Here is a 26,109-nt window from a genome sequence, read left to right as displayed (position 1 = left end):
CTCTTTTGCGATGCACCATAGGTCGCGGTGGTACACACCGATCGATTTGTTTATCTCACGGAAAGGGCGGCTCCGTGCCGGGGGTCGCCGTACCGACGGGCGAGAGGCGATGATGTTCTTTGTTGAATCATTCAACGATCGTACGAAGGCAAACATGGAAGTTGCGCTCGAGCGGGGCTGTGAAAGTCTCCCGATAAATCTCAGGTCGGATCACGGAGCGCGCAAGCGCATCGGCGAGAAGATCGTCGAGTGCGCGGAAGCGGGACGCCGTACCCTGCATGAACTCACGGTCGCGGCAAAAATCGCTGCTGCTGAATTCGGCTCCGAATAGCTCGACGAAAACGACTGTCTGTTCAGTTCCCTTTGGCCAGGACCCGAACGAGAGAAGCGAAAGGGCGCCAGTGATCCGTCGCCCTAAACGGTGAAGCAGCCATCCTCTCCACCCCTGCAAACTCGCAAGACGGTCCTGCCGAGGCTTGCCTTCGAGCGGACCTTCACCGTCGATGGCAGCAGGCCACTTTTGCGTGCTGCAGCAAAAAGCCGCCGGCATTGGCGCTCGGCGGCTGGTGCCGGTACTTAATATACTTTTTCCGACTGAAATTCTCCCCTGCCGGCGATCAACTATAGTACCGGCCTGCGAACATTCGCAATAGGAACCGCTGCTGCGCGTTGAACACCGAACATTCCGCGAAAAGAACGCAATTGGTGTCGGGAAAGAGACAAAGGTTTTGACGTTTCTCCGGTAGAATCTTCGGAGAGAAGGAGCTGCCATGCCAACCTATCGTTTACACGTCGAGTACGATCGAGGCGGCAGGCACTTCGATCTTTACGGTGCTGATTTCATCGACCGGGACGCGGCTTTGACAGAGGCTCATCTCGGCCTAAGGGAATTGCTTGCAGCAGCAATTGTCGGGGCAACAGATGGGCCAGTTGCTATCACTCTGGAAGACGCCGACGGACGTCACGTCGCGACCGTAGCGCGGCAGGAAGTGGTTCCGCCTAGTTGGAGGTCAACTTACTGAGCGGGTCACTGGCTCCGGCGCCGTCTGATCGCGCCGCGCGGCGCGCCTCCCGACGATTGGCTCCCCGACGGCCATGCGATGGTGCAGGCCATGTAGCCTGTGCGTCCTTGTTGGATTTGCGGCATTCGGAGCCAGGTTAGGCAAGCCCGACAGCGCCTCCAGGCCGTCTTGCATCACACAAGTGAATCGGTCGCAGTGGCGTGCCCGGCCCGGCACACGTCATCTTCGCGGGACGTCGTATCCCGAAGCGCCGAGCATCTCCTTGGTCAATTTCTTTGGCCGGTCCGGCACGGTTATCGTCTCGGCGGTTTCAATCGCCTTCGAGCCACCCCCGGCCTGTTCTAGCGGAACCGGTTCAATCTGAGTGCTGATAAAGCCGCAGCGCGGGCATTCATATGCGTGAACGACAAAGCCCGGCGTGCCCGGTATTGACCGAATCCACGCGGTGGCGGCTTGGCACTTAGGGCAGGCGGGTGTCCGATTTTTTGGCATGGCGGGACGCGGATGTACGATGTCAAAAATTTGCAGATGTCATTTCGGAAATCAAGACCTACCGCTGGAGATCCAAGTGCGGGCAGCGGACTGCTGATTATCGGAAACGTCCCGCTATCGGATCGTACCCCGCATATCTGACGTCGACCCTCCAGGCCCGGCTTCGCGAAGCGATCGCGTCGGTCAACCATCACTTTCGGCGCAAGGCGGAAAGCAGGCCTTCGATCGAGTAGGGCTTCTTGAGAAGGTCAAAACCGTGAGTGCCTTCGTCCGCCAGCACGTGACTATAGCCACTGGTGAGCACGACCTCGATCCCCGGCCACTCCGCGCGGATCGTCCGCGCGAGCTCGATCCCGGTCATTCCCGGCATCACCACGTCGGAGAAGACCAGATCGTATTCACCCTCCTCGCGAAGAATATCGAGCGCAGTCTGACCGTCGCCCACCCATCGCACGGATTGTCCCAATTCCCGCAGCAGGTCGGCCGCAAAGGATCCAACGGTTTGATTGTCCTCCACCAGCAGGATTCGGCGTGCGACGGTTGCGGACGAGTTCGAGGATATGCCCGAGCGGCCCGTGCTGGAAGGCGTTTCCGTGTCTGAGCGCGGAAGGTAGAGCGTGAAGGTCGTGCCCCGACCGATTTCGCTCGTAGCATCAATCTCGCCGCCGGACTGCTTGGCGAAGCCATAGACTTGGCTCAAACCAAGACCTGTACCTTTATCGACGGGTTTCGTCGTGAAGAACGGCTCGAATATCCGCGTAAGCGTTGCGGGATCCATGCCTGTCCCCGAGTCCTCGATGCTGACGGCGACGAAGTTGCCGCTGGCGGCGGCATGACCTCTCACCGCGGGGACCGCGACGGCGGCGGCGATCCGGATCGAGATGCGGCCCCCGTCGGGCATCGCATCGCGGGCATTCACCAGAATGTTGAGGACGGCGGTCTCGAACTGGCTGGGGTCGGCCTCGATAGCGAGTCGTTCGGCCGGGTGCTCCACTTGCAGTTCGACCATTCCTCCCACCGTAGTGCGCATGATCTGATCCAGATCGCGCAATCGTTCCGCAACATCGAAGATTTCCGGGGCAAGGGGTTGCCGCCGCGCGAAAGCGAGTAGCTGACCGGTCAAGATGGTCGCCCTGCTGGTCGTGTCGGCTATCGCCTTCACGTACCTTGCGCGTTTTTCCTCCGAGAGGTCCGGCCGCTGAAGGAAATCGACCGAAACGCGGATGACGGTGAGAAGGTTGTTGAAGTCGTGAGCAACCCCGCCGGTCAGGCGGCCGATTGCCTCGAGCTTCTGCGCCTGCACCAGCGCCTCACGGGAACGATCGAGTTCCTCCTGAGCGATCCGACGCTCGGTGATGTCCCTTGTGACCTTGGCGAAGCCGACCAGCTTTCCGGTGTCGTCGTGGATCGGGTCTATCAGCACGTGAGCCCAGAAATGTTCGCCGGATTTGCGTACGCGTTGGGCTTCGCCTTCGAACTTGCCGCTGTTCACCGCCGTCGCAAGAGCCAGCGCGGGCTTGCCGCTGGCACGGTCTTCATCGGTGTAGAAGACGGAGAAGTGTCGGCCGACGATCTCGGCTTCGGTGTAGCCCTTGATAGCCTGGGCGCCGGCATTCCAGTTCGTGACGTGGCCGTTCGGATCGAGGAGGTAAATAGCGTAGTCTTTGACGCCCTGGACTAGAAGTTTGAACCTGCGTTCGCTGGCAAGCAACTCTTCGTCGATCGCGCTTTTCCGATATGTCGCGCGTTATCTTCGCGAAGCCGATGACTTCGTCGGCTGCGCCATAGACCGGATCGATGACGACATGGGTCCAGAAGCGGGTGCCGTCCTTCCGGATACGCCACCCTTCCGACTCGAAGCGGCCTTCCGCTGTGGCCGTCGCAAGCGCGCGGCCGGGTAGACCGATGGCTCTATCTTCATCCGTGTAGAATACGGAAAAGTGCTGGCCGATGATTTCTTCCGCCGAATAGCCCTTGAAGCGCTCGGCTCCGGTGTTCCAAGTCGCGACATAGCCTTCGGCATCGAGCAGGTAGATGGCGTAATCCTTGACGGCGTCGATCAGGATCTGAAATCGGTCACACTGCGCAATGTCGCTCAACGGGGACGGTCTGGGTTTAAGCATATCGTTCCCTCAGCGGATAAAGCGTCCGCGCATAGAGAAGGTACGATAGACCGGCATGGTGTCGGCGCATAGCCCGACTGTCGGCTCTCCCTCAACGTGAGAGGTCAGGTTGAACTACCCAAGGTCGCGGTTCGGCTGTTGGCTGTTGCTCCTTGGGTCGCAACGCAGACGTCGCGGAACTTCACCGCGTAGAGGCCGCGGCGAAGCCGAGGAGGCTTCGCGATGATCTCGCATGGCGGATTTGAGAGGTGTGAGATAGATGGTTTCTAGGTAGTATGGAACCGGTATGAAAGAAGCGAGTTTCGCAACTATCGCAAGTACAAGAGGCTGATCGATGGCTACCAACAAACCTACAGGCGACAACGCGCGCAAGGGCGCCGTGAAGAAACGCAGCCAGACGAAAACGACAATGGGCGGCGCGACCACCTGGACCAAGCGAGAGAAGGGCTCCGGCGAATTCATGGCTATCAAGAAAGCGCCGAAAAAGCCTGCGACCAAGAAGACGGCGAAAAGCTCCGCATCGGGCAAATCCGCTGCAGCGAAGAAGAAGTCGGTCAAGAAGACGACCGTTGCCAAGAAGTTCAAAGGTGTCCGGCGCGAGAAGAAATGATGGCACGACCGTTCGGCGCACGCTCCAGCATAAAGAAGCGATCAGTTGTAATCGGCGGCCGCAAGACCAGCGTTAGTCTTGAGAACGAGTTCTGGGCGGAGGTGCAGAACTTGGCGCGCAGCCGTGGCCAAAGCGTCGTCCAGTTCCTCGCAGACGTGGTGAAGAGCTACGAAGGGCACAATGTATCCTCTGCGCTGCGCCTGTCCGTCCTCGGACACTATCGGAACCCGGGACAGGCTGACGGCTCTTGACGCAGCATGATGGGTAGGACGCGAATGCGCCGCCCGTCGTCGAACTGCTCGGTCCACTTGGATGCGAAGTATTTTCAGAACACCACCGATTTACTTGTCGATCTGAAGGGCAGCCTCAGCGATCCAGCGTTCGAGCAAGGCGTTGATTTCTTCCCAATGGCTCGCAATCGAGGCCGGGCCGCGATCCTGAACACGTTCTGCCATCTTCACCAGTCCGGCCAACGCCAGACCTTCGGCACGACCGATCGCGGGAGAGGTGCCCGCCGTAGGTGTTTCCGTGGCTAAGGCATGGACCAGTCGACGGGCATCATCTTCCGGACTATTCCGCGCCGTCCTCAGCACCGCGCGGCAATATCGAGCTTTTAGATAGCTAACTCTATTAGGCATTCCCTTCTGATATCAGCTTTGGTCGGGAAGGGCGTAAATTTTGAAGGTATCGGGTCAGAGAAAAATCGACTCCCGGGAGCCTTTCTGCCTTTCAGTCGTAGCCTTTCTGCGAAGCGCGCCGTCCACCCCAGCGGATGCGTGCCAATCGCCTGGCGGTCCGGTGACGCCCACGCGGCCGGGCCGCTTGCCTGACTCGATTGTTGGTCGAGCCTGGGGTATGATGTCCGCATGGCACTTGGCGGCTGGAAGCCCGAAGAAGATGATCGGCTACGAGAACTGGCGGCTAAGGGCGCGACCTTGATGCGAGCCAGCGCTGCGCTCGGGAGAGCTACCGGCTCTGTCAGGAAGCGGGCAGTCTCCCTCGGACTGACCTTTCCGGGCGTACGACAGGTTCGAGCCGACTATGTTGCTTCCGGCGCGATCGAGCGAAAACATAGGACGTAGCGGGCGACAAGCTTGGAGCGACGGCGTGTATGCCGAGACTCAGCCCTGCGCGCTTCTTATACTCAGCGACTGCTACCGGAAAACCTCACGGGCAGCGGCGAAGGCAGTTGCGCCAAGTCGCGCGCCACTTGTTTCATCGATTCAGCAACGTCGTCCATCGGATTACTAGGACCGATGCCTTGCATCTTCAGGCATACATCCGCGCTGATAGCGGCTAAAGCGACAGCGACCAGCGGCGGGGCCGATCATTATGTTTCTGATACCGGTGCGCGCCTCCACCGAGATCCGCTCCAAGGGGGCCCGAACTCATCTTCAACGGTGATGCTCGTATTCCTCGGACCGATCTGAAGCGTTCGCGTTGTCATCAAAGATTTGATTGCCTGCCCTGACAGCGAGTGACACAACAACTAAAAGCGGATTTATAATTCAGCAGCTCGCCAAGGTTGATCCGTAAAAGTATTCTGCTCAACACACTTTGTGGCGACCTAAGCTCAATTTGAGGCAGGCCTCCTTCTAGGCATCATGTTTGACCATCGTGTTGATGCTGGATCTGCTGCATGTTGTTATGCCTGATCCGCTGTTTCTCATACCGGGATTGCCCAGGCCCACCAAGTCAGGTCGGTGCCTCTAGACGTATCAGCTACTTTTTCCCCCCTGAGGGGCTTGTGTGCCGACGAGGGGGCTATGCCTGCGCCTTGTCTGCTCTATAGAGACCCGGCCTGCGCCGAGCAGCTCAGCGATGACGGCCGCGGAGACCGGGCGTCCGAACAGGTAGCCTTGCATCTGGTCGCATCCCAATTCGCGGAGCATCTCACGCTGCCTCTCGGTCTCCACGCCTTCCGCAGTCGTCGTCATTCCCCAGGCCGCGGCGATGCTTAGAACCGCCCGCACGATCGAAGCGGATCCCGGCGTTTCCAGATCCGCTACGAACGATCGGTCGATCTTGACCTTGTCGAAGGGGAAACGACGCAGATAGCTCAGCGAGGAGTAACCAGTTCCGAAGTCATCCAGTGCGATCGCGACGCCCATCTCCCGCAGGCGGTGCAGAACGCTGAGAGCGACGTCATCGTCCTTGATCAGAACGGCTTCTGTGACCTCGATTTCGAGACGGCTCGGACTGAAGGCGGTCGACATTAAGGCCGACGTGACTGTCAAGGCGAACAAAGCCGATCTGAATTGCAGAGGTGATACGTTGACTGCGAGGCGGACTTCTGGAGGCCATGACGACGCCTCCGCGCAGGCGGTCCGAAGCACCCACTCCCCCAGATCGGCAATGAGACCGGCGTCTTCGGCGACCGGAATGAATTCGGCGGGCGATATCATCCCACGGACCGGATGGCGCCATCGCACAAGAGCCTCGCAGGCAACAAAGGCCCCCGTGCTCCCATCCACGATGGGTTGATAATGTAGTTCCAGTCCGCCGTTTGCGATCACTTCCCGCAGATCATGTTCCAGAATGAGGCGAGCGCGCGCTCGCTCCGTCATATGGGTCTCGAAGAAGCGGTGGGTCCGCCGCCCGTCCGATTTGGCGGCGTACATCGCGAGATCGGCATGTCTGACCCACTCGTCGATGTCGCGGGCGTCGTCGGGGGCGATCGCAATGCCGACGCTCGCGTCGCTGGATAACCGATGACCAGCGACATCGAACGGCTCGCGCAATCGCCTATGGAGCTCGGAGACGAGATCGAGGACTTCCTCGCGCGAGCCGGCGTGGCGCTTGACGATCGCGAATTCGTCGCCGCCGAGTCTGGATATCAGGTCGTCGGCGCCGAGGCAGCTGCGCAGACGAGCGGCGATTTGCTGTAGGAAACGGTCGCCGACGTCGTGCCCCAGAGTATCGTTGATGTCTTTAAATCCATCGATGTCGATGTAAAGGAGGGCGTTACGACGGTCATCCCCGGTGTCGTTCCACAACTCTTCCATTTGAGCGCGAAAAAGCACCCGGTTCGGAAGGTCGGTCAGTCCATCGTAGTGTGCGAGATGCGCGATGCGGTCTTCCGCGAGTTTCCGCTCGGTCACGTCTTCGTACACGCTGACGATGTAGCGCGCCTGCCCATCGGCATCCCGGATGGCCACGCGGGTCGAATTCAGGAAATGCGTCTTTCCGTCCGGTCCCCGGAAACGCCGCTCGCTTCGGACCACGCTCTTTTCCGACCGGACGAGACGGTCTTCCATTTCGGAGACAGCCTCCGCGTCGCTCGCCGGCATCAGATCCGATATGGTTCGCCCGACTATCTCGGCGCCGGTCAGGCCCAAGTAGCGATCGGCGTTCCGATTAGCGAGGAGATACTTTCGGGTGCCGGCGTCCTTCACGGTGATCAACGCGGGGATGTTGTCCATGATCTCATGGACGAACGCCAGGTTACGGTCGCGTTCATGTTCGATCTGCATACGCTCTGTCGTGTCCTCGATCGTAGATACCCAGCCACCGTCGCGCAGCGGCCTGTTGTGGGCCAGATACGAACGGCCGTCGGTGGTCACGCTCGCCATCCGGACGACCTGACCGGCGGCGATGGCTTGCTGTACTTCGGTACAGAAAGCGGTCGCGTCACCATGAAAGTGTCCCAGACGCTTCCGTTCATCGACCAATTCTCTGAAATGCCATCCGATGACGGAAACGGCAGGGTCGAGGCCGAACATCTCGAAGAAACTGCGGTTGACCGAGACGACGTGGCCATTCTTGTCGTAGACTACCAAGCCCTGAATCATGTTGTTCAGAGCCGTGTCCAGACGCTCACGTTCCGCCTCCAGACTGCGTCGGTTCTCCCGGCCATCGCGCAGGATCTGCACTATTATCCAGACCAGAACCATAGCGACCGCAAGCGCCGTCAAGGCCGCGACCGTCAATGTCGCGCGGGTCTGAAGCTGCCAGTCCTCGAGCGCCGCCTCCACGGTCTTGCTGGCAACGACGGTCGCCGGCACATGCTGGAGTGGAACGCCGGCGGCCAGGCGCTCCGCGGCGTCCAGCGCTCCTCGGCCTCTGATGGTCCGGCGATCGGCGCGCAGCAGCGACAGCGGTGCAGTGCCGAATTTCCTGCCGACTGCTTCCGGAGCCGCGGGATGCCTCGCCAGCAGGGTGCCATCCGAGCCGAAAAGACTGATCGCATTGTCAGTCCCAGGAGTGATCGAGCCGAAGAACCGCTCGAATTGCCGCAGGTCGATCCGGCGGACAAGCACGCCGACGAAGATCCCGTCGATGCCTCGCAGCCGTTGCGCGATGATCATGTGCCACTTGCCGGTCAGAAGGCTCGGGGCGGTCTCGGTCAGCACGTCGGGCGCGGAGGGATCGGTCGTGAAGCGCTTGAAGTATCCGCGCTGAGCAACGTTCAGCTTCGGCACGGGCGACATCTGGGACCAGTTGACCATGTTGCCGTCGATATCGAATATGGAGACGTCTCCGAGGTACGAGATACCTCGCGATCGCATCATGGCGCGGGCATTTTCGCCCGACAGCCTCGATCGGAGCTGATCGGCCGAGCCCAACCCGGGAATGTCGAGCCTCCGGATCAGGTCGGAAGCGATCGTCGCCGAATCCGCGAATTGTTCGTCGAAATGGCGGGATAGCATCCGGACGGTGCTGGACAACTCCCGCTCCGCACTAAGCAGCGCGCGTTCGCGGAAATGGTCGATGAGAGACACCGTCGCGCATGTGATGGTGGCCAGCAACCCGAGTCCCGCCAAGGCCAGACACAGCGCCGGGCTCTTCCGTATGCTCGTCTCGCCCAGTGGCAAGAGCGTCTTCCTCAACGTTTGGATCATCAGCCTTCCGAACGCGATGTTTGCGGTCGGTAAAAGGTTATGACGCGAAAGTTGCGGAAGTGATCAACGCCCGCGCACCGGCAAGGCTCTATCGTCGAGACCGTCTACGCTGGTGAACAGCTGATTAAATCGTAGGCAGGTGCCGAAGCTAAACCTCGAATTAAGGGGAGCGGCATACGTTCGCCATGCATTAACCAATAAGGCATTCGGTCGAAAATGAAGATCAGCACTTTGCTCACGGTCGCCGTCGTGTCTCTCTCGGTAGTCGGTGGAGGCGTTGCCCTCTACGTCGCTGGCACGAAGTACGCCGCTCTCGACCGGGTGCACGAAGCGCAAGGGCGGTTGGCGATCGTCCGCTCCGTCGGCGACATTCCGCGTTACCTGAATTCGGAACGGGGCTTCGCCACCAATATCCTGTACGGGCCGGCCACCATCGATCCGAAGGCGAAGGCGGAGCTGATCGACAGATACCGCAAGCAGACGGACGGCGCGCGCGCCAAGATGTTGGAACTTCGTAAGGGACTTCCGGGTCCGTTCGTTGACGGCGCGCGTATCGCGAACGAGATCGACGCCTTGAATGCCAAATTCGTTACGTTGCGGGAGGCCATGGACAAGGCGATGGACGGCCCGGCCGACGCCCGCAAGGATGCCGGCCGCAAGATCGTGGCGGACAACGCCGTGTTCAACAACGCCGTCACTGCTCTCCTGGACGAGCAGGTCCGTAGGATCGCAAAGCTTGACGGCGATGCCTACCGCCAGGCCAGTCTGGCGAACATCTCCTGGACGCTCCGAGACGTCGGCGGTCTGAACGCGAGCCTGCACAAGAACGTGGTCGGCTCCGGCAGGCCGGCGACCGATGCGGAGCGGCTGGAGCTCAGTCGCATCCAGGGCCGTTCGGACCAGATACTGGCGTCCCTGCAGGCGCTGCGCGGTGTCGCGACGACGCCGGCCAACGTGTCCGCCGCCCTCGATAAGATGAATGCGGCCTACGTCGATAGGTTCGGCAAGGAACTGAAGATGGTGAAGGACGGCGCGGCGACGGGCAAGTTCGAGCACGACGTCGACACGTATTACACCGAGTCCCAGAAAGGCCTCGGCGCGATCATCGACGTCCGGGACGCCTTCTACGCGAATGCGGAGCAGGTGCTGGAAGAGGCGCGCTCGTCTGCCGGCTTCGGTCTGATCCTGGCCCTCTGTGGTCTCGCGATTCTTGCCGCAGCGGATGTCGCAGTCGTCGTGATGGTGCGGCGACGGATCTGCAAGCCCATCGTGGACCTCACTGCGAGCATGTCGCGACTGGCCGGAGGCGATCTCGCCGGCGAGGTCCCGAGCGCCGGTCGAAACGACGAGATCGGGGCCATGGCGGCGGCGGTCGAGGTGTTCAAGACGAGCATGATGGACGCCGAAAGGCTGGCCGCGGACAAGGCGGCGGATAGCGAAGCCAAGGCAGGTCGGGCGAAGATGTTGGAGAAGCTGACATCTACATTCGAGGTGGCGATCCAGGAGCTTGTCGGCGGACTGTCGCGCGCTTCGGGCGCCATGGAGGATACGGCACGATCCATGGAGGCTACCGCGCAGACCGCGGGTAGCCAGGCCGTGGTGGTCGCAGGCGCCTCTGATCAGACATCCGGGAACGTTCAGTCGGTCGCGAGCGCGACGGAGGAGCTGTCGTCGTCGATCACCGAAATCGGGCGCCAGGTCGCTCAGTCGGCGGATATCGCGGCACGCGCCGTGGAGAACGCGCGCCAGACCGGCGAAACGGCGCTGTCGCTTGCGGATGGCGCGAAACGGATCGGCGACGTGGTGACGCTGATCAACAGCATCGCTGCGCAGACCAACCTTTTGGCTTTGAACGCCACCATCGAGGCGGCCCGTGCAGGCGACGCCGGCAGAGGCTTTGCCGTCGTCGCTTCGGAGGTGAAGTCTCTGGCGGAACAGACGGCGAGGGCGACGACGGACATCGCGGAACAGGTGACGTCGATCCAGTCGGCCAGCAATCATACCGTCTCGGCCATCCAGGACGTCGCCAACGTGATCGGGGAGATGAACCGGATAAGCTCCGCGATCGCGGCCGCGATCGAGGAGCAGGGATCCGCGACGATGGAAATTTCCCGCAGCGTCCAGGAAGCTGCGCGAGGGACGCGTGAGGTGAGCACGAACATCGCAGGCGTCAGGCAGGCGGTGGACGTTTCCGGCGCGGCGGCGGCGCAGGTGTTGAACGCCGCGGAGGGGCTGTCGCGGCAATCCAGAGATCTGACCGATCAGGTCAATCAGTTCCTGTCGGCGGTGCGGGCGGCCTAGAGCGGTTGTAGCCGGGGGCGATCGAGCGGACGCATGATCGCGTCACCGACTTCGCTAGGTGACCTGAGGCGTGGGCACCGGTCTGCCCGGAGCGCCGCAGGACGATGGCGGGAGAGGCACGGTCGAAGACCCAACCTGTCCGTCCGTGTCGGTCCTGAGAAAGAAAATGCTCTTTCTCGATTTCGGCCGTGTCTTCGATCACGCGTGATGCGGAAATTCCTGCAGCGTAAACTTCTCATTCTCAGCCGTCATCCGAAAGGCAAAGCCGTGACTTCGGACGCAACGAGCGGCCTGAATCTTTCGTTGATATCCTCCACGGTTCGGACGTCGACCGAAACGCCCAATAGCTCTTCGACGGCCTGCTGGAAATCTACGATGTGGAACAACGTGGTCACGTCAGGCGTCGGCTCGACGAGCAGATCGAGGTCGTTGTCTTCAAGATCGTGGCCTCGCGCAACAGACCGCGAAACGCGGACGTCGCGCAATGCGTGCCGAGCGGCCATGGCCAATGTGGCTTGGTGATGCTTGCGAAGTGCGATCGAAGGTTTCATCGCTCGCCGCGTCCCTATTGCCGGGGGAACATAATCACTTCGTCGGCAAGCTTCAAAATCGGACCTGCCGGAACCTCCGCCATCGACACCCTGCAATGAAGGTCGACCGGGACCGCGCCGACCAAGCAGGAATTAGTAAGGCTCGTTTCACCCGTTTTGCGGCTCCTCTCAAGGACGGAGAGGGCCTAGGTTGAGTATCGATTCCGAATAACGCTCGTTCACCAATTGGAATTGACGGAATATCTCCTTAGCCAAAGTCTTGTCGGCTGGACCGATGATGCCGTGGCGCGGCTCGTCGATACGGGGAAAGAACTCGCGCGTGAACGGGATGAACGCACGCTTTCTTACATCGATGAAGAAGGGCTTCCGCTGTCCGGCTAGGGTAGCTCGCTCCTTCGACACCTGAATTACCCCGATGGGCAGCCTGGGACCGAATTTACCGATTTGAGATGACGTGTATACGCCAACCACCAACCCCTGTGACGGAACCTTTGCGGTCGTGATGCGCGAAGCCTCTCGCGTTTTGAAAACTGAAATCACGCATGCGGCGTGAGGCAACGGGCCGGGAATCTCGGGAGCATCATCGAAGGGAAAAAGCGTCCAGACGAAATCGCCAAACTTCAACGGGACCGAAGTCAACGGAACAGGCTCTTCCGCCGTTCGTATTCCTCGTCCGTTTCGCCGGGGTCGCGCTGCATTTCGTAGTCGTCCAAGCTAAAGCGCGGCATGTGCGACGCAACGTCGGACAGCGTCTCGAGATATTCTGCACGACTCCTAACAAGGTTTTCAAGAAGTGTCGCTACGTCTACGTCATCGATCGCGGCGGTTCGCTTGGCGATCTCAAATGCGTCTTCGCTAATTTCCACGGTGCGCGTCATGGGATTTCCTTGATAACTAAGAACCGCGTGAGACGGTCTTAATGATGATCTCCGGCAAGAAGCCGTTGTCACGGCGACGGAAGGCCCGGAGTTGGTTTTGCGCCAGAAGTCTGCATTAGCTTGTAGCTTTTCGAACCGGCCGGTCGGTGTCCATGATCCCGCCTAACCGGGCATAATCCTCGATCGTCATGAGTACGAACCGTGGCTTTTCATGATAGCTCAAAACAACAGGTTCGAGCATCGCGGCTCTTTGAACGTCCGCCATGTTTCTCTGGAGATCGGAAGAACGGAAAATCCTCATACTGAAACCTCCCGCACTAAAATACGTAATTTACATACTATTGTCAATGCCTCCGACATTCGGCTTTGGCGTGCCACTCAGGCGACGAAGGCGCGGCAAGTAAACAAGCGGGACGGCCGGTTTTGATGCTGTTGTCATCGGGAGAAAAGGCCTGGAGACTGGCGGAGCTCGGGCGTCGGCGCCTCGGCTGGCGAGCAGCCCTGTCACGGGCTTCCCCCGGCGTCTGATAGGCTGCGCGGTGCCGAACGCGCTCCGGTCCCGTTTGCTCTGGAAGCGGTAAATGGTAAAAGAGGAGCGGGGGTCCTCTTGAAACACCTGATGGCAAAACGTCGATCTGGAGCACTGGCGTCCTTGGTGGCTGCCTATGCGCTGGTTCTACATGTCATCATTTCAAGCTTTGTGCTGGCGACCGTTTCCCCCGCAGCGTTCGCATCGGGAGCGGAAATCTGCGTCAGCCATCCGGAGACGGTTGCGCCTGATGGTGCGACCGGGAAGGTTCCGGCCAAATCGGGTGTCCGTTGCCCATTGTGCGTCGGCAATCATGCGCCAGGCGTCCCGCCATCCCACGTCGTTCTGACGGTTCTCCGCTTCGCCGTCGCACTCGACCTTGAGACAAAGGTCGAAACCGCTTCGATGATCGAGGCTCCATATTCCAGCCATCAAGCAAGAGCGCCCCCGCCTCTGACCTGATCGTTCGCGACTAACTGCAACCGATTTCGTTCAATTCGTTGGGGTCTTCCCATGCTTTCCGTTTCTCGACGGGTGCGCGGCATATTGCTGGCATCCGTAGCTACCGCCGTGCCCGGCTTCGCGTGTGCTCAGCAAACCAATCTGCCTGCCGTCACGGTCGATGCGCCCGTCGCGTCGCCGGCCGCCAAGCCGCTCCGTGCGGCGCGATCATCCACGGGGGCGTCCCGAGCCGTTCGAAGGGCCGTCCAGGCTCCGGCTGCGCCAACGCTCGGGGCGGAAGGCGTCGCGCCAGCCGGAGCGCTTACCGTTCTGACGGCGCAGCAAGCGCTGCGGGAGGTCAATCAGACCCCGGGCGGCGTTGCCGTCGTTTCGGACACCGAGTTCAAAAACGGACCGGCGAACACCGTAAAGGACATCCTTGGCTGGGTGCCGGGCGTGCTGGTCCAGACCCGCTGGGGGCCCGACGGTCGGGTATCGATCCGTGGCTCAGGACTGTCCCGAAGCTATGGGAACCGCGGCATCAACATCTTCATGGATGGCATTCCGCTGAACACATCGGACGGCCTGTTCGACCTGTTCGAGGTGGATCCAACTGTCTACCGTTACGTGGAGGTCTATAAGGGCGCCAACGCACTGCGTTACGGCGCTAATTCGCTCGGAGGCGCCATCAATTTCGTGATGCCGACAGGACGCGATGCGCCAGCCTTCGAGGCGCGGATCGATGGCGGAAGCTACGGGTACGTGAAGACCCAAACCAGCACAGCCGGGGTATCGGGACCGGCGGACTATTACATCACCGCATCCGCGCAGCGGGAGGACGGCTATCGCGAACATAGCCGCACCGACACCGAGCGTTTGAATGCCAATTTCGGCTACCGGTTTTCGCCAGACGCCGAGACCCGCTTCTACATCAATGCGGGCCGGTGGCGAGCGCAGATACCGGGAGAGGTGACGAAAACTGCTGCGTTGACCAATCCGCGCGCCGCGGACTCGGAGTTCGTGCGGCAGGATCAGCAGCGCAACATCGATACGATCCGGCTTGCGAACAAGACGACGCTGCGTTTCGGCAATACGATGGTCGACTTCGGAATCTTCGGCCTTTCACGCCACGTCATGCATCCGATCTACCAGTGGCTTGACTTCACTGCCCAGGATTACGGCGGCTTCGTCCGCGCCACAGACGAAAGATATATCGGAGGATTCCGAAACCGCCTGACGACCGGCGTCAACGTGCTGAACGGAACGATCGATATCATTCAGTATCAGAATCTCACCGGCGCGGTGAAGGGCGCTCTTGCGTCTTCCAATCTCTGGAAGTCGAACAACGTGACCGCCTATGCGGAGAACGCGTTCTATGTGGCGCCGAACGTCGCCCTGGTCGCGGGCGGCCAATTCCTCCATGCATCGCGTGAGCAGCAGGACCGTTTCCTGTCAGACGGCGATCAGTCGGGCACCCGCAGTTGGGATCTCTTCAGCCCGAAAGTCGGTGTGATGTGGGACGTCGATCCAGGCTGGCAGGTGTTCGGCAATATCTCTCGCAACGCCGAGATCCCCACATTCGACGTGAACAGTTTCTCATCGCCTGCGAGCTCGAACGTCGATGCGCAAACCGGCACCACTTATGAGGTGGGTACACGCGGCCGTCGCTCCGACGTCACGTGGGATTTGTCCCTGTATCGCACCAATCTTCGTAACGAATTCCAGTGCCTCACCACATCGCCGTTCAGCCCATGCACTGTCGTGAACGCCGACCGCACGGTGCATCAAGGTGTTGAGGCGGGCTTAGGCCTGGCTTTCCTCAAATCGACCTTCGCGCAGGATGATCGGTTCTGGTTTAACGTTGCCTACACCTACGGCGATTTCCGCTTCGACCGCGATGCGCGATGGGGGAATAATCGTCTGCCGGGCGCGCCGCCGCACTACGTCCGTGCCGAGGTGCTCTACAAGCACGCGAACGGTTTCTACGCCGGTCCCAATGTCGAATGGATGCCGCAGGCCTTTTTCGCGGACAACGCCAACAGCCTGACCGTCGATCCGTATGCGTTGCTGAATTTCAAGGTCGGCTACGATGCGGGCATCGGTTGGTCGGGCTATGTCGAGGGACGAAACTTGCTCGACACCCGCTACATCTCCACAACGATCACGGCTGGTACCGCTACGGCATCCTCGGCGCTGTTCAATCCAGGCATGGGCCGGGCGATCTATGGCGGTATCAGGTATCGAATGTAGAGCGTCCGAAAGCAGGCCATGAGACCTAAAGCTCAATCGGACGTCGCCCTCGCAAAGGCGACGTCTCCTCTCTACGCCATCTTCTGGCGTTGGCATTTTCTTGCGGCAGTCATCGTGATCCCGTTCGTGCTTTGGCAAAGTGTAACGGGGACACTGTATCTATGGTCGGAAAAATGGATGGATGTCAGCTATCCGGAACTACGCTTCGTATCGCCAACAGGCCAATCTATCGCGCCGAGCGAACAGATGGCTGCGGCGCTTGCCTTGGAGGGTGCGGTGTTGCCAAGCGCGACGTCTGTCCAACAGGATCATGGCGGACATGCGGGACACGTTGCGCCGATAGCGAGCAGGGATCCGCGTCCCGTTCAACAGATCCAGCTCTCAAACGATGCCTCGCGAAGCACGGCTGTCATGCTCATGGGTGCCGATGGCCTGCCATACCCCATTTTTGTCAATCCATACGATGGCAAGGTTCTGGGAACGTTGACCTCTGGCCAGTGGCTGCCCGGCATTACACGGGCGCTGCATGGTGGTTGGCCCGCCGGACAAGCCGGGAACTGGCTTCTGGAACTTGGCAACTGCTGGGCCATCGTGATGGTGGTGACAGGAATGTATCTGTGGTGGCCACGTAGCCGGGGCCTCTGGCGCGCAATGTGGCCGCGTTTGCACTCCGGTCCTCGGGTCATGGTTCGCGATCTGCACGGAATTGTCGCCGTCGCGTTTTCGGGAATGTTGCTTTTCTTCCTGATCAGCGCTTTGCCTTGGACCAGCTTTTGGGGCGGTCAAGTATTGTCCGGGATTCAAGTCGCGCTGGACCAAAAAAGTCCCGCTGGATTTTCGCCGGGTGGTTCCTCCGCAACGCGGATGATGGACATCGGTGCATCAATCGATGCCGCTGTGAAGTCGGCCCGAGAACGTGGCGTGAGTGGCATGCTCACCGTGCAAATGTCGCCTTGGCCTGGAGCGCCCTTGTTCGTCGCGAACCGCGTGTCGTCCGTTGCGGATGATCGCGTCTTGCACGCCGATCCTGCCACCGGTCGCATCGAGAAGGAGTTTCGAAATGCAGACTTGCCGGTCATCCCGCGCATGGTTTCGGTGGGGATCCACGTTCATCAGGGAGATTTTGGGCCCGTGAATCTCTGGCTGAACACGGCATTGGCGGTGTCTTTGACCTGGCTTAGCGTTACCGGAACCATCTCATGGTGGATCAGGCGACCTAAAGGGCGGATCGGAGTGCCGCCGTCTGGCGGAAAACCGTGGCCGTCAAGCGTGGTCGGCTCAGTAGCAGTCGCTGGCGTCATTCTCCCGATTTTTGGCGCCTCTGTTGTAGTGATTGCGGGAGCAGGGTGGTTTCGTCGGCACCTGCTTTATCGGGCTTGAGAAAGGTCGAGGCGATCGTGCTTCGGTGGTTCGGACGATCCGGCAAGATGACATAGTTGACCCTCCACTATGCGCCGATTGTGCCATCCAAAGTCGAATGCTCGCTTGTGGCGCAAAGCGGACCTAACGCGCGGCGCTGCATTGCTAACCTTGCGGCAACTGCGCGATACAGCCCGTGCCAACGTTGAGCAGGCCGAAAGACCACCAGGACGATGACCAGGATGGCTAAGGATCTCCCCAACCATAGTGGCCAATCGGTTAGACCACGCCGCCGGTTCAAGGCTTCCATGTTACAGCTACGACTGCATAACGACAGCACAAATTCCCAACATTCTGATGCACCATGACAGACGCACGGCCAGGCTATGCGAGGGCAAGCGCTCGCTTGGCAACTTCTCTAAGCCGCTAGTTAGACGAAGCAATTGCCGCCTCGAGCGTTGCGCATGCCGCATCAACGATCTTGGGCCGGAGGTTGGTCACACCAAGCAGCAGGCCCGGCGCCATCTTCGCCCGATCGCTCCACCATATTGACAATGGCATCGGAGCGATTCCCTGCGGGACAACGGATCGCACCAGTGCGACATCGTTGATCGTCGGCGGAAGCTTCACCATGACGGCGAGCCCTGACATCGCCTCGACAGTGATCCGGTCGCCGAGCCGTTTGCGCAGCGCATCGCGACGTTCGGAATAGAGCGCCTTCATGTGACGGAGGTGCCGCAGATAGTGGCCATCCGCGATGAAGCCTGCGAGAGCGAGTTGCGTCGTCGTATTGGGCGCAGGCTGCAGGTAGGTCGCGACTTCCCAGAGGCGCCCGACAAGCTCCAGCGGCGCAATCACGAAGCCCAGACCGAGCGCCGGGCTCATCGTTTTGCCGAAACTGCCAATATGGATCACGCGATCGCCGCCGGGCTCACTCGCCAGCGCCGGCATGGCCCGGCCGGAAAGTTGGAGTTCGCTGAGATAGTCGTCTTCGATGATCCAGGCACCGGATCTCGCCGCCCAACCGAGTAGAGCGGCTCGACGGCTCGGAGACATGGCCGCGCCGGTTGGCGCCTGCTGACCCGGGGTGACGACGACCAACGGCGCGTCCTTGCACGCGCGGATTCCCCGTTCGACGTCGATCCCCTCGCCGTCGACCGGAACGGGAATTAGCTCCATCCCGTCGAGTTCGAGGCCTTTCTTGGTGAAGGGATAACCGGGCTCCTCGATCCAGACTTTGCTTCCCCCCAGTGCGAGCGCCCGTATCACCATCGCAAGGCCGTTGCGGTAACCCGCGGTCAGTATAACCTGATCGGGATCACACTGCAGACCGCGCGCGATCGCCAAATAGCTGGCGATCTGCGTTCGAAGCTCGGGATGGCCTCGCGGGTCGATCTGACCAACGGAGGCCATGGCGTCGGCTCGGACGGCGCGTGTCCTGTGGCGAGCCCAGATCTTGGCCGGAAAAGCGTCCTGGGCCGGCACGCCCATCTGAAAGGGAAGGGGAGTGCTATAGAAGGCTGGGAGCAGTCCCGAATATGGCTGCTCGGAAATCACAGTCGATGCCTTCGCACGCCGCGGCGGCGTCGCCGAAACGCGAGTCCCGGCGGCGCCGGCGGATACAACAAGTGCCTCATCGGCCAGACGCTCGTAGGCGCCTTTCACCGTGCCCCGCGAAACTCCGAGCTGGGTCGCGAGGTCCTGCCATGAAGGCAAACGGCTCCCAGGAGCCAAGCGTTTGTCAAGAATGGCAGCGCGGATCGCGCCGCTAATCTGCTCGCCCAGCGGCATCGGTCTGGAGCGATCGAGATCGAACGAGATCGGGTCCTTTCCGATCGGTACAGTCAAAAGCTCATTCCTTGGTTCTGTCCGGTTGGCCGGTCTGGAGCGTAATCATTGGCCATACAGATCGACCGCTCAGCCCTACGGCGAGGCGGTTCGGTCCGATCAAGCCAGAACTCGCCGACGGAGGGATCTTCGCTCGCGAGTTCATAACACTGTCCCAAGGAATACAGATGCGCCTCTTTCATGTCGACTCAAGTGCCCGCAGTCACGGTTCTAGCAGCCGCGCCCTAACCGCACATTTCGTCGAGAACTTGCGAAGCCGCGTGAGCGGTCTGGAAGTCGACTATCTCGATCTGGCCACCGATCCGCTTCCGCACGTCGACGAGCTGTTTACCGCCGCGATGTTCACTCCGCCGCCCCAGCGAACCGAAGAGATGAGGGACGCGCTGCGGCTCGCCGACAGCGTGGCATCGCGCGTGATGTCGTCGGACGCAGTACTCTTCGGCATTCCACTCTACAATTTTGGATTGCCCTCGACGTTCAAGGCATTCCTCGACCAACTTGTCCGACCCGGCGTCACGCATATTCCGGAGCCGGACGGCAGCATAACCGGAAAACTGGGTGGCCTCCGCGCCATGGTCGTCACGACCCGGGGCCTCGATTTCAGCGCCGGATCCGAATGGGAAGATATGGATGGTCTTCTGCCCAACCTGCGCGCCATCTTCAAATTCACCGGCCTAAAGAACGTCTCTTACGTGAACGCCCAGCCTTTGCTTGCCAAAGGCGAGAAACGTAAGCAGCAGGCGCTCAACGACGCCCGCGACGAGTTGAGCGGCATCGCCGAGGAATGGAGTCTTGATATGCATCACTACGTTGAGGTGGCGTGATGTCGAAAGAGCGTTTTTCTGTCGGATATGCGGAGATGGCCAGCGAAATCGGAGAGTGCTGGCCCCTCATGCGCCAATTGCGTCCGCACCTCGAATCCCCTCAAGTCCTCGTCGATCAGGCGATCCGCCAGAGCGCTCAAGGCTACAAAATTCTTGTCCTGCGGCTGGACGACGAGATCGTCGCGCTCGCAGGCCTGAGGCGGCAGGAGAACATGATCTTCGGCGATCATATCTACGTCGACGACTTAGTGACCAACGAAAAGGTCAGGGGCCGAGGGTACGGCACGAAAGTGATCGAGGCGGTCGAGCAGGAATGCGCCGCGGCCGGCCTGAGCACATTCGTGCTCGACACCGCGCTCGAGAACGTCGATGCGCAGCGCTTCTATGAGCGGCACGCCATGCGTAAGAAGGCCGTGAAGTACCTCAAACGGTGGACGGGATAGATTTACATACGGAGCGTCGCCTCTAGCCCATCTGTCGCAGGCGCGAAGCGTGTTTCATTCGACGATGCCCATCTACCGATCATCTGGCAGCGATGGCCCCAGACCCCGACAGCATTTCTCAAGTGAAAACCGACAAGCGCGCCGATCCTCGACCGGCTGACACCTCCGCCTCGTCGAGACCGGTTTCAAAAGACATCCGCGATTTTTCGCATCAACCTGCCCGGTCAAAATCTCAATTGACCCCAAACCCAAAGGATATCCGACATGAGTGCACGTATCGCCAACCCCTTCCTGCATGCAGCGTCCAGCTTCAAGTCCGCCATTGCTCTCGAGAGAAGCTTTTCCGAGAGCACCATCGAACCGGTGATCCTGGATCTCGTCCGGCTTCGGGCTTCGCAGATCAACGGCTGCGCCTACTGCATCCACATGCACGTCACCGATCTGAAGAAACTCGGGGAGGAGGGCATGCGGCTTCACATGCTCGACGGTTGGCGCGAGTCCTCGCTCTACACGCCGCGTGAGCGCGCAGCGCTTGCCTGGACCGACGCGCTGACCTTGCTGACGGAAACGCACGCGCCGGATGCCGACTATGAGCTGCTGAAATCACAGTTCACGGAGGAGGAGCAGGTGGTCCTGACCCTCGCGATCGGCACGATCAACATGTGGAATCGCATGAACGTCGGCTTCAGGTCTCTTCATCCGTCGGGCGAAATTCACCGGAAGTCGTCCTGACGTCCGGCCGACCTGCCTCCTTTCATGGCTTCTGAAGTCCCACCCTCTGCTTCGGATGCAGATGGCCTCTCTGATCTAATCCCTGCGAAGAGGCCATGAACTCTCTTCGAAGCCTCGAGCCGGCGGCGCGCCGGACCACCTACCGTCAATACAGGCCGTGCGGAGCTGGACCCCGGCACACCCGACGGCAGCACCGGGTAAGATCCATGGATCAGACAGTTCAACAAATTCCTCGCATCGGTCAGCCGGCCGCTACTGCCTCTCCCCAAGTCGAGCTTGCGAAGGCGAGGGACCGATGGCGGATCATCGCCCCCAGCGTTGCAGTGATCGCGGCGCTGTCCAGCGTCGCGCTCGCGACCATCCGCTGGGATAGCTGGGTGGCAAACCGGCCCGTTCAGAGCACCGACGATGCCTATGTCCGCGCGCAGATCACGTTGCTGAGTAGCCGCGTGGCCGCCGCGGTCAAGATCGTCGCCGTCGACGACTTCGAGCGCGTTAAGGCGGGCGAGCTTCTCCTCGAGATCGACCCGGCGGATTATCTGGCGCAGGTTGCACAGGCAGAGGCGTCTGTGAGTGCCGCGAAGGCAAGCCTCGATAACCTCGCGAACCAGGTCGAACTGCAGCGCGCCATGATCATGCAGGCGGACGCCCAGACCAATTCGGTGTCCGCGCTTGAAACGCAGGCCGAGCAGGAAGCGGAGCGTCAGAGCGCGCTGGTCAAGACCCAGTCCGGTACGCTGCAGAAGTTCGAGCAGGCGACGGCCGCCTATCACAAGGCGAAAGCGGATCACAAGGCAAGCGAGGCATTTGCGGCGGCCCAGCGGCGGCAACTCACGGTGCTCGAGGGAACCAGGGAGCAGAAGGCGGCCGAGCTGAGGGCCGCCGAGGCGACCCGGGACGCAGCCAAGCTGCGACTGAGCTACACAAGGGTCGTCGCGCCGTTCGACGGCGTGGTGAGCGAGCGCAAGGTGCAGGCGGGCGACTACGTCAATGTCGGGTCGAACCTGATCAGCGTCGTGCCCCTTCCGAACGTCTACGTCATCGCGAACTACAAGGAGACCCAGCTCCGGCAAGTGCAGCCCGGCCAAAAGGTCGATATCGCGGCGGACACGTTCAAGGGCGAGACGCTTCATGGCCGGGTCGAACGCGTATCGCCCGCGAGCGGATCTCAGTTTGCGCTGCTGCCCCCGGACAACGCGACCGGCAACTTCACAAAAGTGGTGCAGCGCATCCCGGTTCGCATCCAGTTCGATCCAGACCAGCCGCTGTTGGGCAAGCTGCGCCCCGGAATGTCGGTGACGACGCGGATTCATACCGAAGAGGGCCAGGCCGATGGCACCAGGTAGCGAAGTTTCGGGCGGCCCCGTTTCGACCGGCGCTCCCGCTCCGCGTCCCATATTTGCAGTTGGAGCTGTTCTTCTCGGAGCATTTCTGTCGAGCTTCGATAGCCGACTACTGACGATCGCGCTTCCAGACCTGAAGGGCATTCACTCCCTCGGCTTCGACGAGGCGTCCTGGATGATGACGGCGACGTCGGCGGCTCAACTGCTGGTCGCTCCGGCGGTAGCATGGCTTGCAATGCTGTTCGGCCTCCGCCGTATCCTGATCGTACCCAGCCTGCTTTACGCCGTGCTGTCCGTGCTCATCCCAATCGTAAGCGAGTACAGCACGCTGGCGTTCCTTTCGATTTTGCGCGGGTTGCTGCTGGGCGTCTTCGTGCCGGCCACGATCATGATCATCTTTCGCAATCTGCCGATGAAATGGTGGCTCGTCGCGATAGGCATCTACGCGGCTCGGGTCGGTTTCAGCGTCAACCTAGGCGTCTGGGTCGTCGGGCTATACGTGCATCAGATCGGATGGCAGTGGCTGTTCTGGCAAGATGCGGTCTTCGCGCCGTTGATGGCGCTGTTCGTATACCTCGGTACGCCTCGGGAACCGATCAATCGCGCGCTCGTCCAGAGCGGCGACTGGAGTGGTATGCTGCTGCTGGGCGCAGGCATGGCGATGATCTACGCAGGGCTCGATCAGGGTAACCGGCTGGACTGGCTCAACTCTGGCACGGTGGTCGCGCTGCTTTTGGCCGGCGCCGTCCTTGTCGCCTGCTTTTTTGTCAACGAAGCCGTCGTCGAAAACCCGTGGGCGGAGGCTGGGGTCGTCCTGTCCCGCAACATCGGGTTGGCGATCATGTGCATCCTGCTCTATTCGCTGACCAGCCTGTCCAACGGAATGCTGACGCCAAACTTCCTGGTGGCGGTCGGAGGTCTCCGGCCCGAGCAGATCGGCTGGCTGTTCCTTCTGTACGGCGCACTGCCGATGCTAGTCTTCACGCCGATCGCGGTCTGGATGGCGGGACGGCTGGATTCCCGAGTGGTCATCGTAGTCGGCTTCTCCGCCTTCTTCCTCGCGGCGTTGCTCGGGACGCATCTCACCCGCCAGTGGGTCGCCGAAGACTTCGTGGCCATCGCGTTGCTTCAGTCCGTGGGACAGTCGGTCACCCTGATCGGAATCATTGTCACCGCGCTTTCGAACGTCGATCCCAGGCGCGCCACGGCTTTTGCCGCCTACATCCAGTCGGTACGCATCGGCGGCGCAGAGATCGGCAGCGCGCTGATGGCGACCTGGTTACGTGTTCGCGAACAGACCCATTCGAACACGCTCGGCCTGAACGTTACGCAAGGCGATCCGAGTGTGGTCGAAATGCTGACGCAGTTGCAGAAGGGTTTCTCCGTACATGACACCGGATTGGCGACGGCGCGAAGTGTTGTGACGCTGTCACAGATCGTACAGCGGGAGGCCAACACGCTGGCCTATATAGATGGCTTCTGGTTCTCGGCATGGTGTGCCATCGCCGCGCTGGTTGTGGTGGCTTGCATGCACAGGGCCGCGCCGGGACCGTTCGTGCCGAAATGAGGGTCCCGAGACTCGGCGGGTGAGATTTTCGAAAGTGAACACGAGTGACCGACAGATCTACTTGAAGCAGGTCATCGGCGATTTTCGGTGTTTTTTTAGTCTTCGCCGCCGTCAAGGTGGGCCTTCGTGGTCTCCGCCCTGACTCGCTACATTCCGACATTTCAGCTTGCTTCAGGAAAAAAACGCTGAGGCGTAACTGGCTTGAGAGAGCTGACAAACAGACTCATTTGGCCCTCTTGGGTACCCGACCCGTCAGTCGCCGGTTTTCGCTGCTGACCCGCGTTGAAACCAAGCTCTCTTGCGGATGGCTCATCGTTGGCTCGGTGCCACCACGGTGCTCGGTCGGCAGAGCGAACCGGCTCGTCAACTTAGGCCAGCAGTTGTTGTCCCATTCAAATTGCCGCCGCGACGCTTCTTCTGGCGACCGCTCATGGCGGATTGTGTTGAAAAAGTCAGCTAGTTGGCTATCGGCCAGTGCGCAGAGGAGCGGCGTGCAAGTGTCTGTCCCAGTTCAGATGGGCATCGGAGCCGGTGTCGGGATCAATTTTGCCAGCTTTCGAAGGTTCTGAGCGGTGGCAGCGAGCAGGAACTCGTCGCGAGCACCGCAAGGACCTCTCAGACGAAGCCGGTCGAGGCGCAGGATACGCTTCAGATGCGCGAACAACATTTCGATCTTTTTGCGTTCACGCCGCGAGGTTACGTAGGCTTCCGTTCTGGCGATCCCGCGCGCCACATCGCGAGCGCTCTCGTAGATCGAGCGTGGTACCTTGCGAGCTGGCATCTTCGGACAACACCGTGGCTTGAGTTCGCAGATGTCGCAGTCCCGCTTGCTGGCGCGATAGTGAAGCGTCGCTCCGTCATTCACCAGTGTTCCGGTTGAAGTCAGCAGCTTGCCCGCCGGGCAGCGATAGATGTCAGCCTCCCGATCGTAGGTGAATTCATCGCGGGCAAACGTCCCATCCTCGCGAGCCGATTTGTCGAACACGGGTATGTGCGGCTCAATTTTACGCTGGTCCACCAACCAGGCCAGCATGTCGGCTGATCCGTAAGCGCTGTCGGCAGCCAGGCGCTCGGGATGGATGCCGAAGCGATCCTTTGTACGCGCGATCATCGTGCGTGCAGCACCGACCTTGGCCGGTCGAATGGCGCGTGTCGCCTCGACATCAACAATGACCGCAGCCTTCAGATCGATCAGGTAGTTGTCGGCGTAGGCAAAGAAGGCGTGGCCTTTGTGAGCCCCGGTCCATTGCGCGGCCGGATCGGATCGAGAGACAAACTTCGGCACCGTCTCGCTCGCTGCACCCCAGGCCGCTTCGTCCAGTGTGTCGAGGTACTCGCGGACGGACCGCCGCGCCCGGGCAAGCGTGTCCCAGTCATGGTCCTCAGTCCCCACAGCGGAGCGCTGCTTGTTGGCGTCGGCAGCGATCAGGCTGGCATCGACGGCGAAGGCCGTTCCATCGACCAGCCCCTCCGCCATGCAGCGTCGCACTACCGTCTCGAACAGCTTGCGCAGGAGATTGCAATCACGGAAGCGACCATGTCTGTTCTTTGAGAAGGTCGAATGATCCGGCACCTCACCGTCGAGGCCAAGACGGCAAAACCAGCGATAAGCGAGGTTCAGGTGAACCTCCTCGCACAACCGGCGCTCCGACCGGATGCCGTAACAGTAGCCAACCAGCAGCATCCGGACGAGCAGCTCAGGATCAATCGATGGCCGTCCGGTCGAACTGTAGAAGGGCGCCAATTCGCTCCGAACGACAGACAGATCGACGAACCGGTCGATGTTCCGCAGCATATGGGCGGCTGGTACGTGTCGCTCCAGCGAGAATTCGTAGAACAGAGCCGCCTGATCAGTCTGCTTCGGACCCATCATCGATTCAGCCTCCGCCGATAGCGGGATTGAATCAGCGATGGCGTCCCGCTTCAACAGGGGAGTTTTTCAACACAATCGGTGC

The 26,109-nt window shown here is 60.6% G+C and carries 20 protein-coding genes and 2 pseudogenes; 14 read left to right on the top strand and 8 right to left on the bottom strand.

Annotated elements, in window-relative coordinates; genetic code table 11:
• The first annotated feature begins 109 nt into the window (after nucleotides 1-109).
• The gene (locus RPMA_RS27105; protein WP_211910782.1) at nucleotides 110-331 is read left to right on the top strand and encodes a hypothetical protein; all 222 of its coding nucleotides are present in this window, start codon (nucleotides 110-112) and stop codon (nucleotides 329-331) included.
• Between the two features lie 439 nt (nucleotides 332-770).
• Nucleotides 771-1,022, top strand: a complete 252-nt coding sequence (locus RPMA_RS27100) for a DUF6894 family protein (RefSeq protein ID WP_211910781.1) — start codon at nucleotides 771-773, stop codon at nucleotides 1,020-1,022.
• Between the two features lie 682 nt (nucleotides 1,023-1,704).
• Here RPMA_RS27100 and RPMA_RS28730 read toward each other — a convergent pair.
• Both RPMA_RS28730 and RPMA_RS28725 read right to left on the bottom strand, forming a co-directional pair.
• Nucleotides 1,705-2,412: pseudogene (locus tag RPMA_RS28730) on the bottom strand (response regulator); the annotation flags it as partial.
• Nucleotides 2,386-3,574 (bottom strand): annotated as a pseudogene (locus RPMA_RS28725) (PAS domain S-box protein); the annotation flags it as partial. The pseudogenes RPMA_RS28730 and RPMA_RS28725, both read right to left, overlap by 27 nt.
• Between RPMA_RS28725 and RPMA_RS27090 the strand changes: the two are divergent.
• From RPMA_RS27090 to RPMA_RS28655, 3 genes are all read left to right on the top strand, one after another.
• A complete protein-coding gene (locus RPMA_RS27090) occupies nucleotides 3,455-3,709 on the top strand; it encodes a hypothetical protein (RefSeq protein ID WP_211913868.1) in 255 nt (84 codons plus the stop codon). The pseudogene RPMA_RS28725 and the gene RPMA_RS27090 sit on opposite strands and share 120 nt — an antisense overlap.
• A 262-nt stretch (nucleotides 3,710-3,971) precedes the next feature.
• Nucleotides 3,972-4,247 (top strand): hypothetical protein, encoded by a 276-nt coding sequence (locus RPMA_RS27085; RefSeq protein WP_211913867.1) that lies wholly within the window; start codon nucleotides 3,972-3,974, stop codon nucleotides 4,245-4,247.
• Entirely contained in the window at nucleotides 4,244-4,498 is a 255-nt protein-coding gene (locus tag RPMA_RS28655) for a ribbon-helix-helix domain-containing protein (protein WP_211910779.1), read from the top strand. Before RPMA_RS27085 ends, RPMA_RS28655 begins: the two co-directional genes overlap by 4 nt.
• 1,467 nt (nucleotides 4,499-5,965) lie before the next feature.
• On the opposite strand, the gene RPMA_RS27075 is transcribed toward RPMA_RS28655, so the two are convergent.
• Nucleotides 5,966-9,088, bottom strand: a complete 3,123-nt coding sequence (locus tag RPMA_RS27075) for an EAL domain-containing protein (RefSeq protein WP_211910778.1) — start codon at nucleotides 9,086-9,088, stop codon at nucleotides 5,966-5,968.
• A 216-nt stretch (nucleotides 9,089-9,304) separates the two neighbouring features.
• Between RPMA_RS27075 and RPMA_RS27070 the strand changes: the two genes are divergently transcribed.
• On the top strand, nucleotides 9,305-11,389 hold the full coding sequence (locus tag RPMA_RS27070) for a methyl-accepting chemotaxis protein (RefSeq protein WP_211910777.1): 2,085 nt from the start codon (nucleotides 9,305-9,307) through the stop codon (nucleotides 11,387-11,389).
• 248 nt (nucleotides 11,390-11,637) lie between these two features.
• Here RPMA_RS27070 and RPMA_RS27065 read toward each other — a convergent pair whose 3' ends face one another.
• From RPMA_RS27065 to RPMA_RS27055, 3 genes are all read right to left on the bottom strand, one after another.
• Nucleotides 11,638-11,940: a nucleotidyltransferase domain-containing protein gene (locus RPMA_RS27065; protein WP_211910776.1), complete on the bottom strand. Its 303-nt coding sequence runs from the start codon at nucleotides 11,938-11,940 to the stop codon at nucleotides 11,638-11,640.
• 168 nt (nucleotides 11,941-12,108) lie between these two features.
• On the bottom strand, nucleotides 12,109-12,579 hold the full coding sequence (locus tag RPMA_RS27060) for a hypothetical protein (RefSeq protein ID WP_211910775.1): 471 nt from the start codon (nucleotides 12,577-12,579) through the stop codon (nucleotides 12,109-12,111).
• Entirely contained in the window at nucleotides 12,576-12,818 is a 243-nt protein-coding gene (locus RPMA_RS27055) for a hypothetical protein (RefSeq protein ID WP_211910774.1), read from the bottom strand. The genes RPMA_RS27060 and RPMA_RS27055 overlap by 4 nt, the downstream gene beginning before the upstream one ends.
• Before the next feature lie 607 nt (nucleotides 12,819-13,425).
• On the opposite strand from RPMA_RS27055, the gene RPMA_RS27050 reads away from it, so the two are divergent.
• From RPMA_RS27050 to RPMA_RS27040, 3 genes are read left to right on the top strand one after another with little or no spacing between them, the layout of a single operon-like run.
• Complete coding sequence (locus RPMA_RS27050; RefSeq protein ID WP_211910773.1) at nucleotides 13,426-13,809, top strand: hypothetical protein; 384 nt, start codon at nucleotides 13,426-13,428, stop codon at nucleotides 13,807-13,809.
• 51 nt (nucleotides 13,810-13,860) lie between these two features.
• Nucleotides 13,861-16,038, top strand: a complete 2,178-nt coding sequence (locus RPMA_RS27045) for a TonB-dependent receptor family protein (RefSeq protein ID WP_211910772.1) — start codon at nucleotides 13,861-13,863, stop codon at nucleotides 16,036-16,038.
• 18 nt (nucleotides 16,039-16,056) lie between these two features.
• A complete protein-coding gene (locus RPMA_RS27040) occupies nucleotides 16,057-17,418 on the top strand; it encodes a PepSY-associated TM helix domain-containing protein (RefSeq protein ID WP_211910771.1) in 1,362 nt (453 codons plus the stop codon).
• A 405-nt stretch (nucleotides 17,419-17,823) separates the two neighbouring features.
• Here the strand turns inward: RPMA_RS27040 and pdxR are convergent, their stop codons facing one another.
• Nucleotides 17,824-19,245 carry a MocR-like pyridoxine biosynthesis transcription factor PdxR gene (gene pdxR, locus RPMA_RS27035; protein ID WP_249225457.1) on the bottom strand — a complete coding sequence of 474 codons (1,422 nt, stop codon included), beginning with the start codon at nucleotides 19,243-19,245 and terminating at the stop codon, nucleotides 17,824-17,826.
• A gap of 167 nt (nucleotides 19,246-19,412) precedes the next feature.
• Between pdxR and RPMA_RS27030 the strand changes: the two genes are divergently transcribed.
• The 5 genes from RPMA_RS27030 to RPMA_RS27010 all read left to right on the top strand — a co-directional run bounded on the left by RPMA_RS27030 (nucleotide 19,413) and on the right by RPMA_RS27010 (nucleotide 24,154).
• Entirely contained in the window at nucleotides 19,413-20,069 is a 657-nt protein-coding gene (locus RPMA_RS27030) for an FMN-dependent NADH-azoreductase (RefSeq protein ID WP_211910770.1), read from the top strand.
• Between the two features lie 35 nt (nucleotides 20,070-20,104).
• Nucleotides 20,105-20,512: a GNAT family N-acetyltransferase gene (locus RPMA_RS27025; protein ID WP_211910769.1), complete on the top strand. Its 408-nt coding sequence runs from the start codon at nucleotides 20,105-20,107 to the stop codon at nucleotides 20,510-20,512.
• 264 nt (nucleotides 20,513-20,776) lie between these two features.
• Nucleotides 20,777-21,244 carry a carboxymuconolactone decarboxylase family protein gene (locus RPMA_RS27020; RefSeq protein ID WP_211910768.1) on the top strand — a complete coding sequence of 156 codons (468 nt, stop codon included), beginning with the start codon at nucleotides 20,777-20,779 and terminating at the stop codon, nucleotides 21,242-21,244.
• Nucleotides 21,245-21,450: 206 nt separating this feature from the next.
• Nucleotides 21,451-22,590 carry an HlyD family secretion protein gene (locus RPMA_RS27015; protein WP_211910767.1) on the top strand — a complete coding sequence of 380 codons (1,140 nt, stop codon included), beginning with the start codon at nucleotides 21,451-21,453 and terminating at the stop codon, nucleotides 22,588-22,590.
• Nucleotides 22,577-24,154 carry an MFS transporter gene (locus RPMA_RS27010; protein ID WP_211910766.1) on the top strand — a complete coding sequence of 526 codons (1,578 nt, stop codon included), beginning with the start codon at nucleotides 22,577-22,579 and terminating at the stop codon, nucleotides 24,152-24,154. The genes RPMA_RS27015 and RPMA_RS27010 overlap by 14 nt, the downstream gene beginning before the upstream one ends.
• A 511-nt stretch (nucleotides 24,155-24,665) precedes the next feature.
• Here the strand turns inward: RPMA_RS27010 and RPMA_RS27005 are convergent.
• On the bottom strand, nucleotides 24,666-26,027 hold the full coding sequence (locus RPMA_RS27005) for an IS1182 family transposase (RefSeq protein WP_211910765.1): 1,362 nt from the start codon (nucleotides 26,025-26,027) through the stop codon (nucleotides 24,666-24,668).
• Between the last annotated feature and the right edge of the window lie 82 nt (nucleotides 26,028-26,109).

The organism is Tardiphaga alba (genome assembly GCF_018279705.1).
GTDB lineage: Bacteria > Pseudomonadota > Alphaproteobacteria > Rhizobiales > Xanthobacteraceae > Tardiphaga > Tardiphaga alba.
The sequence above is the reverse complement of the archived record's forward strand: the minus strand, read 5'-3'. Positions and strand labels throughout refer to the sequence as shown.

Coding starts and splice junctions, on each gene's coding strand:
- RPMA_RS27100 (WP_211910781.1), top strand. CDS start 771: ATGCCAACCTATCGTTTACACGTCGAGTACGATCGAGGCGGCAGGCAC.
- RPMA_RS27030 (WP_211910770.1), top strand. CDS start 19,413: ATGCGCCTCTTTCATGTCGACTCAAGTGCCCGCAGTCACGGTTCTAGC.
- RPMA_RS27055 (WP_211910774.1), bottom strand. CDS start 12,818: ATGACGCGCACCGTGGAAATTAGCGAAGACGCATTTGAGATCGCCAAG.
- RPMA_RS27065 (WP_211910776.1), bottom strand. CDS start 11,940: ATGAAACCTTCGATCGCACTTCGCAAGCATCACCAAGCCACATTGGCC.
- RPMA_RS27005 (WP_211910765.1), bottom strand. CDS start 26,027: ATGATGGGTCCGAAGCAGACTGATCAGGCGGCTCTGTTCTACGAATTC.
- RPMA_RS27020 (WP_211910768.1), top strand. CDS start 20,777: ATGAGTGCACGTATCGCCAACCCCTTCCTGCATGCAGCGTCCAGCTTC.
- RPMA_RS27105 (WP_211910782.1), top strand. CDS start 110: ATGATGTTCTTTGTTGAATCATTCAACGATCGTACGAAGGCAAACATG.
- RPMA_RS27075 (WP_211910778.1), bottom strand. CDS start 9,088: ATGATCCAAACGTTGAGGAAGACGCTCTTGCCACTGGGCGAGACGAGC.
- RPMA_RS27045 (WP_211910772.1), top strand. CDS start 13,861: ATGCTTTCCGTTTCTCGACGGGTGCGCGGCATATTGCTGGCATCCGTA.
- RPMA_RS27025 (WP_211910769.1), top strand. CDS start 20,105: ATGGCCAGCGAAATCGGAGAGTGCTGGCCCCTCATGCGCCAATTGCGT.
- RPMA_RS27010 (WP_211910766.1), top strand. CDS start 22,577: ATGGCACCAGGTAGCGAAGTTTCGGGCGGCCCCGTTTCGACCGGCGCT.
- RPMA_RS27085 (WP_211913867.1), top strand. CDS start 3,972: ATGGCTACCAACAAACCTACAGGCGACAACGCGCGCAAGGGCGCCGTG.
- RPMA_RS27040 (WP_211910771.1), top strand. CDS start 16,057: ATGAGACCTAAAGCTCAATCGGACGTCGCCCTCGCAAAGGCGACGTCT.
- RPMA_RS28655 (WP_211910779.1), top strand. CDS start 4,244: ATGATGGCACGACCGTTCGGCGCACGCTCCAGCATAAAGAAGCGATCA.
- RPMA_RS27070 (WP_211910777.1), top strand. CDS start 9,305: ATGAAGATCAGCACTTTGCTCACGGTCGCCGTCGTGTCTCTCTCGGTA.
- RPMA_RS27015 (WP_211910767.1), top strand. CDS start 21,451: ATGGATCAGACAGTTCAACAAATTCCTCGCATCGGTCAGCCGGCCGCT.